The organism is Verrucomicrobiia bacterium, from assembly GCA_019634635.1.
GTDB lineage: Bacteria > Verrucomicrobiota > Verrucomicrobiia > Limisphaerales > UBA9464 > UBA9464.
On the sequence record JAHCBB010000062.1, the window covers coordinates 1 to 9,890 of the forward strand.

General features: G+C 64.8%; 4 protein-coding genes. All 4 read right to left on the reverse strand.

Annotated features, from left to right (window positions below):
• Positions 1 to 185 precede the first annotated feature (185 nt).
• The gene (locus KF791_20590) at positions 186 to 539 is read right to left on the reverse strand and encodes a hypothetical protein (protein ID MBX3734981.1); all 354 of its coding nucleotides are present in this window, start codon (positions 537 to 539) and stop codon (positions 186 to 188) included.
• A gap of 744 nt (positions 540 to 1,283) precedes the next feature.
• Positions 1,284 to 4,733 carry a protein kinase gene (locus KF791_20595; GenBank protein MBX3734982.1) on the reverse strand — a complete coding sequence of 1,150 codons (3,450 nt, stop codon included), beginning with the start codon at positions 4,731 to 4,733 and terminating at the stop codon, positions 1,284 to 1,286.
• Between the two features lie 196 nt (positions 4,734 to 4,929).
• Complete coding sequence (locus KF791_20600) at positions 4,930 to 5,685, reverse strand: sigma-70 family RNA polymerase sigma factor (GenBank protein MBX3734983.1); 756 nt, start codon at positions 5,683 to 5,685, stop codon at positions 4,930 to 4,932.
• A 58-nt stretch (positions 5,686 to 5,743) separates the two neighbouring features.
• On the reverse strand, positions 5,744 to 8,485 hold the full coding sequence (locus KF791_20605) for a glycoside hydrolase family 5 protein (protein MBX3734984.1): 2,742 nt from the start codon (positions 8,483 to 8,485) through the stop codon (positions 5,744 to 5,746).
• Positions 8,486 to 9,890 lie beyond the last annotated feature (1,405 nt).

Genomic DNA, 9,890 nt, shown 5'->3' on the forward strand with positions numbered 1-9,890 from the left:
GTATCTTTTCATGTACTTGGTCGTCGCTCGATCGTTGACCGTGAAGATCGCGGTGTGGCACTGGCAACCGGAAGCGCCGCTCCGCAACAGGGTTGAAAGTTGTAGTCCAGGGGGTCATTTGAACCCGGGGCGGGTAGACGGTTGTCCACCACCGCCTCGTTCTGCCCTGTTAGGCCACGCGGATCTCATTTCCAATCTACCTTTCTGACGCGCCCACCCCCCAAGGTTACCGCAGCTGTGTGGTGCTGCCCATCAATGACCAAGGGCAACCGCCAACTCTTGCTGTCGTCGCCGTCTAGGGTGTGGGTCTCGGTGCCTCCGTCTGGCGAAGTAACACGCAACTCGGTCGAGTAGAAATCCACACGATTCCAATACTGCACGACTCGAAACGCATGTCCGCTATCGAGATGCTGCTCTGCAAGTGTGCGCTCGGACGCTGTGATGACATCAGGCAGCCAGACGCCAATCAACAGCGGAAGGCCAAGCAACGCCCCCGTCAGCACTCCGACAGTCAGTAAGATGACGCGAAGCGGCTTCATGGTCTGTGGCGTGATGAGTGGCTTAGCAGTGCGATCAAGCTGCGGGAGGGGCGTCGTGATATTGATATTTAGAAGGGTTGGGACTTGGGCAACGTGTTGTCAACACGATTGGTATGCCGGGACCATGTCGGATAACACGGTGCAGCCATGACGGGCATTGTGAGGCGCTGCCGTGAGATCAGTATCACGACGAGGGCAGGGGGCCTGAACCGTCTGCAAGACAGGCGGTTGGAGGGATGCCGGTTCGGATATTGGGTGAGTTCACGACCGGGGATCGTTGGACTTGCTCCCGGGGAGGAATTCCGTGCCCTGTCGCTCACGTTCCTGGGCGCCGCGCGTGGCTCTTACCCCGACTTTTCACCGTTGCCCCATCCTTGCGAACGTGGCGGTTTGGTTTCTGTGGCACTGACTGGCCCGCAGCCTGCGGGACCGCGTCGGCCAGCGGCCGCAGCCGCCCGAGTCGGTCTTCCGGGGCGTTGGCGGCGGTCAGCAGGAGGATCGGTGAGAATCGGTGCCGCCACAGGGCGGCGTTCGGGGGGAGGTTGGCGGAAGCGCGGGCCACGATCCATGGCAAAGCCAAGCTCTCCAATTTTGAAGTTTGGGCCTGCCAGGTGAACACGATGGTAGGCATCGTGTGTGGGATCCGGTGTATCTCCATGCGCCTTGAGGGCACCAGATCCGCCGAGTCGAAACGAGTTCAAGGCGTCTGGGGTTGTCGCGCCTTCGCGATCGCAGACCTCAAGATCACCAACCGGGTTGAGCCCCGGTGAAACGGCCCTCGAAGAACCACTCCGCCCAACGACGGTAGAATCCGGTTGAACCCGCACCCAAGGCCTCTCGACGACAGATTTCCCATTCGGAAACAGCGTTCGAGCCCGGTACATTCCCCGCGGCAGCATCGGCGAGTCGCCACAACCAGCGCGGCGCATCCTGGTCCGGTTTTGGCAGCCGAATCAACCGCCCCTCCCCAGACTCCAAGGCCACCGCAAGCACGCGGCCATCGCCCGACCATGCCAACGATCCGGCCGACCTGTCGAACCCCCATGGCTTCATCAACTGGGCCCCGCTCGCCACATCAAACACGCGCACCGTTCCTGACACCGAGACCGACGCCAGCCGATCTCCGGCGCGACTGAAGCCGATCTCCCGGGACCAGTCCCCGCTGCCTTCGTGCGGCCACCGCATGGCAACGGTGGCGGCGCCCGTCCGGACGTCCCACAACCGAACCTCGCCGGAGGCTCCGGCGGAGGCGAGGAGCGAGCCTCCAGGGCGGGCGGTCATGCTCGTCACCGAGGCCCCGTGATTCATCGCCGGGAAGCGCTCCGTCCATCCCTTCGTGTTCCAAATCCGCACGAAACCGTCCATCGAGCCCGTGGCCATCCATTCGCCGCGAGGGTCAAAGACGATGCGCATTACGCCGCCCGCCGGATGGCGGATCTCCTGGACGAGGTTCGAGCCGGCCGCGTCCCACAACGTGACGATCCGGCTGTAGCTGCCCACCGCGGCACGCCGCGTACCGGGCTGGAATTCCACCGTCCAACTCCCCGAACCGAACGGCGACTCCCGGCCACTTTCCACCGCGATCACCGGACCCAACGGAGCGCCATCTGCGGTCCGATAGAAGCGCAGGGACGATTTCGTCCCCAGCACGGCGAGCACCTCCTCGTCCCCGCTGAACGCCAGGGCGCGCACCGTGCCGGCGTCCCATTCCAGCTGGCGGACCGCGCCTCCGATCCCGCCCGCCAGCAGCCGGACGTCTCCCTTGGCCGTGCCCGCCGCCAGCCACCGCCCACCCGAGCTGAACCGCAACGCACCCACCGCACCTTCCATCAGGACCGCCTCGTTCCAAGGCCCCAGTCCGTTGTTTGACACCCATCGCACCGCGCCGTCGCCGCCGCCGGTGGCCAGGAGGGATCCTTCCGGATGCACCGCGAGGACCCGCGCTCCTTCAACCCGCATCGGATCCAGCACCGGCACCTCGGCACGCCAGACCGAGACCGTTTGGGAGAAATCCACAATGGCAAGCATCGTGCCGTCTGGCGACGGCTGCAGATCCTCGATCACGGACGGATGCCAGACAGGATGGGCCGATGCTTCCCCGGAGGCGGTGCGACGAATGTGTGCTGAGCGATCCCCGACCGCCCAAACGAGCCCGGATCCCGGGCCCACCCATGCGTGCGTCGAAACAAGGCGCTCGCCCGCCGGTTGGGGTGGCCGCTCGCCGGACGCGACCTTCAGAATTAGCGGCCTTGTGCCCACTCCTGCCAACCACACGCCGTCTGGCGAAAATGCCATCCCCTCGATGTTGTCAAATGGCCCGAGCGTGTCGCCGTCCCCCAGCCGGATCAGGCTCATCGCCGGGGAATCGGTGCCGGCCTGTTTCAGCACTGCCAGATTCGACGCATCTGGATCCAACGCCACCGCCAGTACCGCCCCCGGGCCCGTGTCAACCCGGCGCTCTTCCCGTCCGTTGTCCGCGTTCAACACCCTGACGCCCCCGGCCGCCAGTCCGATCGCCACCCAGAAACCATTCCCGGCGAACGCCACACACGAAGGCGTCCCGTCAACTGTCGCCGTCCAGGAATGAAACCGGTCTGTCGCCCGAATTCGAATCAGGCGCCCGGACCCGTCCCACGTGACAAGTTCCGGCTTAAGGGGATGCCATGCAAACTCCGCCCCTCCGGGACCGTCATCTACAGCTGCGCCCGCGGGGTCAAGGCCGGGCGCACGCCAAAGTCGGACTCCCTCGGAGAACGAGGTGGCGAACCACTCGCCGTCCGGGCTGAAACGGGCCTCGCCCGGCAGCGTGCCCAACTGGCGCTCCGGGCCGGCCCACCGGCGCGCGGCCACACTCCACACACGCGCCCCGACTGCGTCGCCTCCGCCCGACTGGAACAGGGGTGCCAGCCACCCAGAATTTGACGACCAACGCACGGTGGCCAGCCCGCCGGATGCCGGCCCGATCTCCATGATCGGAAACGGAAACGGCTCCCGCGACAGGCGGTCGAGCAATACCACGGCCGCCGACCGGTCGGATGGAACCGAGCGCAGATGCAACGCCAAGGCGCGCAGGGGTTCCTTCAGCTCCCGGCTTTGAGCTGCCAGCAGCGACGTGGCGCGCAGGTTTGACCGTTCCAGGTTAACGCTCGCCAATTTCGCCTCCCGCCATTGCCACAGCACGCCAGCCGCTCCCAACGCCGTCACCCCCGCGATGGTTGTCGCCAGGGCCGCCACCGCCGGCTTCCGACGCGCCCACTTCCACAGTCGCGTCGCCAGACCCGCTGGCCGCCGCCGGATCGGCTCGCCTCGCAACCACCGCTCCAGCTCTTCCGCCCACTGCGCGGCCGTCTGGTATCGCGACGTAGGCTCCTTGGTGAGCGCGCCCAGCACCAGAGTCTCAACGTCCCGGTCCAGATCGGGTCGCAGCCGCCGCGGCGACACCGGCTCCTGGTGCACGACCAGTCGGAACGTGGCCTCCACCGAGTCCGCCTGAAATGGCGCCGAGCCCGTCAGCAACGCATACAACGTTGCCCCCATCCCGTAGACGTCCGTCCACGTCCCCTCCAGATCGCGCCACCCCGAGACTTGTTCGGGTGCCATGAAGGACGGCGTCCCCAACCGGGCACCCGTCACGGTCGTGCCGTCCGCCGACGCCTCCCCGAGGAACCGCGCGAGGCCAAAGTCCGTGACCCGGGGCAGGCCATCCAAGCCCAAAAGGATGTTTTGAGGCTTCAGGTCGCGATGGAGGAACCCTTGACCGTGCGCGTGCTCCATCGCCCGGGCAACCGACGCCATCAGAACGACCGCTTCGCGCGCGGGCAGGGGCCGTTCCCGTAGGCGTACCGAGAGGTCGGATCCCGGCACGAATTCCATGGCGAAGTAGGGATGCCCCGCGTGCTCGCCAACGTGCAGGATTTGTACCACTCCCGGGTGGCGGAGGGCGGCCAGCGCTGCGATCTCCTTTCGGAACCGTGCCGGCGACACGGTTGCGCGCAGGAGCTTCAGGGCGACCTCCCTTCCCGTGCTCAGTTGGCGGGCTAGGAATACCTCCCCCATGCCGCCCGCACCCAACCGACGCACCACGGCAAACCCGTCAATCACTTCGAAGATTTCGCCCGCCTCGCCAAGGTCCTCCCATAGGGGGCGTGCACCGAGGCCTGCGGAATCGGGGTCGGGCCCCAGAAGGCACGCCACGCAGGGCCCGTGCTCGATGGGCCGGCCGCACACAGGACATGAGCGGTCTGCTGTCATCCGGATTCGTGCTTGGGCTTTTGCTGCATTCGCATGTCTCCCCTGCTGGCAGAACGGATCCGGCGGACATCCACTTCAACGAACTCCGACGCCGAGCATCACCCGGAGACTGCGGTGACCTCAACTGCCGCCGCCGGGATCACATTGGCCCTCCAGCGTGCTCCCCCGCTGCGAATGCCGCCCTCAACCCACGGAGCTCCTCATTCAACTCAGCACTTCCGTCCACCGTCTGCTCGACCTCGGCGCGGATCAGGAATTTCAACCGCTCCCGAAACCGATAGAACGAGGTCGTCACCGCCCCCTGGCTCATCCCGAGGTGCCGTCCGATCTCTTTGTGGGTTGGCAATCCCGGCTCTTCATCCAGTTCGCGCAAGAAGCAACGTCCCAGCTCCGCCTTGCCCGCTGTCGCAAACTCCGCCTGCAGCCGTTCCCGCGCCCGCGCGATCAACGCCCGCGCCCACGCCTGGTCCATCTGACGGTCCGCCGCCGGTTCGGTTGAGCCCAGCTCCCAAACCGGGGTCCCCGAATCGTCCTGTGCGTCAAGCCCTACGTCTCTCCCCCCCTCACCCGGGGCAACCCGCCGGCGAGTTTGGTCAATGAGGAACCGTCTGACGCAAAGTTTAAGAAACTTCCTGAACGATCCGGTGCCGCGATGGACTGACTTCAGGAACGATTCCCTCAGGAACTTCCGCGCGAAAAACTCCTGTGTCAGGTCCTCGGCATCCGAGGTGCGACCAAGGGCGCGAAGGTAGTCGCAGATGAGGCCACGATAGCGGACGGACAGTCTATCAAGGGCCTCAGCCGCCTCGTTTGAGTCGCCGCGCGCCCGCGAGATCAGACTCCACTGCGTCTGGCTCGACGTTGTCGAATCTCCCGTCTCCGGCATGCGGGCCACGGTGCCAGTCGGCCACCGGGCTGGGGAGGGGATTTTTGAACAACCACGAGGCGCACCGTCACTCGGTGGCCAGCCGGAACCATCGAGCGCCCTTTTCGTCGGCCGGCAGCCCCTCCACGCGGAGGCCGCCGTCTCCGATCACCGTCGCCACCTGGACCCACGGTCCAGCCAGGTTTGTCGCCCTGAGGATCCGGTAGCTCTGTCCGTGCTCTGCGAGCCATCTGAGGTGGACTGCGTCCCTGCTGCGCACGGCCGTTAACTTCACTGGCAGCGGAGGCGTGTGGATCGTCACCCGGGATGCCGCGCTAAAGGTTACTCCCATTGCGTTTGAAACCCGCACCCGGTACTGGCCATCCCCGCTCGGCGACACCCGCAGCTCCGGCCCGTTCGCGCCCGCAACCGGCTCGTGATCCCGAAGCCAGGCATAGCGGAGCACGCCGTCGCCGGGATCCGAGACTGCCTCGACAGACAACGTCAGTTCGGATCCTGGATCCACCACCACGGCCTGCGCGGGCTGGCGCCGGATCTCCGGCCGGCCCCAGATCCCCGCGACCGCGCCCGGATGCGGCCGCGCGGCAGCTGGATCCCAGTATCCGAACCCTGCCTTCCATTCCCACAGGGACCAAGGGAGTTCGGCCTCGGCCAATGCGCGGCGCATTCCGGCGAGATATCGCATTGCCGAATCGCCCGGCGGAAGAAATGAGCGGTACACGCCGAACTCGCCTACATGAACCGGACGTCCGGTGGCGCGCGCCCACTCCCCCGCGAATGCCAGCAGGGGACGGAATGCCTTCGATGAACCCGGGTGGCATTCCGCCGACATGGACGCGTACGCCTCCATCCACTGCCGCACCCAGTCCGGCAGCGCCAGCGGGAGCAGGGGGAGGGAACCGGGATGGCCGGGAAAGTGAATTCCTTTCACTGGTGTCAGTCCTCCGGTCCAATCCGCACCCTGATGGGTGAAGAGAAACGGCTCGTAGCAGTGCACCGTCACCACGACGTTGGATTCTCCTTCCGGCAGCCTGAGGAGCGGAAGCTGGTCAATGGATTGGAAGCCGCCCGGCCCCACGAACACCGTGCGATCCGGATCGCGGGCGCGCACCGCTTCCAGGGCCGCACCCAGCAGCGTGTTCAACTGCTCGCCACCGAGCATTCCATGCGGCTCGTTCAAGAGCTCCAGTGCCACTGCCGCCGGCCTTGATGCGAAATGCGCCCCCAGTTGGTCCCAGCCCTGCACAAACATCGTTTCATGCGCGACCGGATCACGCATGAGATCCTCAAAGTGATGCCAGTTCACAATGGCCGCCAACCCCGCCGCAGCCACCTGGTCGAGCACGGCGTCCACCCGAGCAAGGAAGTCCGGGGCGACGTCGAAACTCGTCAACCCCGCCTTCGGATGGTGGTGCCATGCGACCGGGATTCTCACGTGGTCGAAGCCCTCCGCGGCGATCTGCTCGAAGTCGCCCGGCCCGAACTCGCGACGGATCAGCGAATCCGGCCGTTCTTCAAGGAAATTCCCAAGGTTCACCCCCCGTTGGAACATCCGTACCGCCTGGTGTGCGGGCGAGTTCTCCCCTTCCAATCGTGTCGGGATCGTCTCCTCGACCGGCCGCGACGATCGCGCCCAGCCGCGGATGCGGACCTCCCGCCTCGCCACCACGGCCAGCCGGGACTCCATGCCCCCGTCGTGCCAGGTGACAAGGGTCCGCAGGCCGACCCGTGCGTTCGCGACCACTGCAGCCGTCGCACCCGGTTGCGGGTCACGCCATCCGGCGGGCGGTAGCGGACCCTCGAAGCTGCCATCCACCGGGCCCGCGCCCGTCACCTCCAACCCGTCCCATTCCACCGACTGTACGCGGACGCGCCCGGCGGGGTTCATCGCCCATGGTCCCCTCAGATGAAGTCTCACCTCCCCTGATGTCCGCGGCACGAAGCGGACATCGAACGGGGTCCAGAACCACGGCCCAATTCCGAACTCACCCGCCCAGGACAACTCCGTTCTACCCCAGATATCGGGCGAGTCATCCACCCACGTTGCACGGTACAGCACGTCCCCACGCGACTCGAGGCAGAGCGCGTCCAGCGCTACCGTCTCGGAGTACAGATCAAAGCGGCCCGTTCCGGCGTCCCCCACCTCGCCGGCGAGTTCGGGCCCGGCCCAGGACCGCGCCCATGCCGATACCGTCACGAGTTGGCCAGCCGTCACCGCAAGCACCTGCTCGTGGTAACCGTCGTGCCACACGCGCGCCGAGCGCACACCCTCCCGGCTCAGAGACTCCTCAAAGACCGCCGGTTGGCCCGGAGTCAGCCAGTTCACGGCGCGTCCTGCGCCATCCGAGATTTCAAACCCTCCGTTCGACAGGTGTGCACCTGTGACCTCCACCGAGTCAAACAGCACCTCCGCCCGTTGGATGGACCCCGGTTTAGCTTCGTCCGGAACCCAGGGACCTCGGAGCCGTAGCAGCAGACCGCCGCTCCTTGCAGGCACAAAGCGAATGGATCCCCGGGTCCATCCGTGCCGGTGGACGTTCCATTCGAACATCCATGTGCGCGCTGACTCGGCCCCGGTGAACTCGCCCCAGGAAAAGCGCCCGAGGGATCCATACCCCTCCAACAACATGCCCATCTCCAGTTGCTGCCCACCGGCCACGCTGTCCAGTGCCTCGATGTCCATTCGAGCCCGATGCGCCAACCGGTGTTGCTGGGCGGAGACGGGGAGCGCCGCGAGGAAGCACAGGGCCAGCGTCCGCGCCCGCGAAATCGCGCCGCGCCGCGGCAGCGTCCGGAATGGGCCGTTCATCCTGAATGCAGTCGTCGAAGTTGGCGCAGTCGCAGGCGACGTCCGAAACTTGGAGTTCCTCGCGATCGCTTGGGCGAAATGCACGGCCCACCGCCAACCGACGCTCTTGACCGCGCTTGGGGAATGGCCGCTTCCACGTCCATCATCCGCGCGGGATGGGGCCTCCATCGTCCTGATCAGGTGCACGTCCATTCGCCACGTTCTCCCGCCCAAGACATCACCCAAAAAGCTCGATATTCCTCTCGTGAATTCGAAACGGTGGTCGAGTACGACCCAGAGAAGGACGTGGAAGCCCGCACCCGACTTTCGACTCCCCGAAGGCGCTGTACGAAGAACGCCATCCGGCCACACGACGGCTTCCCCACGCCAGAGCGTGGGGCGCCTTTTTGGTCGATGCCCCCAAGCTTCCGACCCTTGCTTGAGGATCTTCGTGCCAGATGAGGTCTGCCCTTCACCCGGAATTTTCCGGTGATATCCGCCCAGGCTCCTCGTTGGAATGCGACGTATGGCTCGCTCAATGCCCCTCGGATCGCGGCCCCGGCTTGAAAGCCCTGCGAGGGCTTGCGTCAGGACGGCGCCTGAGTCCCGATGCAGAGCATGTTCCCGACCCAGGAAGGCGGCCGTGGCCGACGAATTGCGGAAGGCAATGAATGCGGGGGGGTAGGCAAAAATCGCAACTTGTTTCAAAACTGCACCATCACGCGGTGAGCGAAAAATGTGTGGCAATGTGGTGACGGACAAGTGAGAAGAAGAAAATCCCCGGTGAGGCGTAAAATAAGAATCACACCAAAGACATCGTCTGACAAAGTTTCTCGGAATGCTACAAAACCAAAAATAAACTCAAATCCACTCAAAGAAATATATGAACCAAAACTCAACCAGCAATATCGTATCGGCCAACCATAGCAGGACGAGCCGGCAACTTCTGCATGCCCTTCTCCTCGGGGCGGCTGTTTTAATTACAAGTGGTTCCGCTCAGGCCAAGACGGCGGTTGCCGTCGAAATGGACCTGCAGCGCCCCTTCGGAGTTGAACCGTGGGGCATTGCGACGGGTGATGGAACACGTGCAAATTTGCAGGACTTAGCAAGAAGACGTTGTCTGGCACGCGGGGGTCGCGAAGCGCACATCTACGTTGTGTTTTACACCAACAGGGCATTGCAAGGACCCTCCGCGCTCGTGCTGGGACGTACGAAGAATGGAGGCAAGCTCGGCTGGGTCGCCTCGGGTAGAACTCTGGCTGAGGCGGTTGCAATAGCCACTGCAAAGGTGCGATCTGACGGAGCGATCAGCTGGTACACAGCCAAGTCGTTTATCGCTCGGTAGAGTGTGTATTAGACTCAATTGTGCCGGCCGATTAATGATCTAATTTAATCAAGGGCAATGGTTTGTTTAACCTCAAGAGCA

Coding starts and splice junctions, on each gene's coding strand:
- KF791_20590 (MBX3734981.1), bottom strand. CDS start 539: ATGAAGCCGCTTCGCGTCATCTTACTGACTGTCGGAGTGCTGACGGGG.
- KF791_20605 (MBX3734984.1), bottom strand. CDS start 8,485: ATGAACGGCCCATTCCGGACGCTGCCGCGGCGCGGCGCGATTTCGCGG.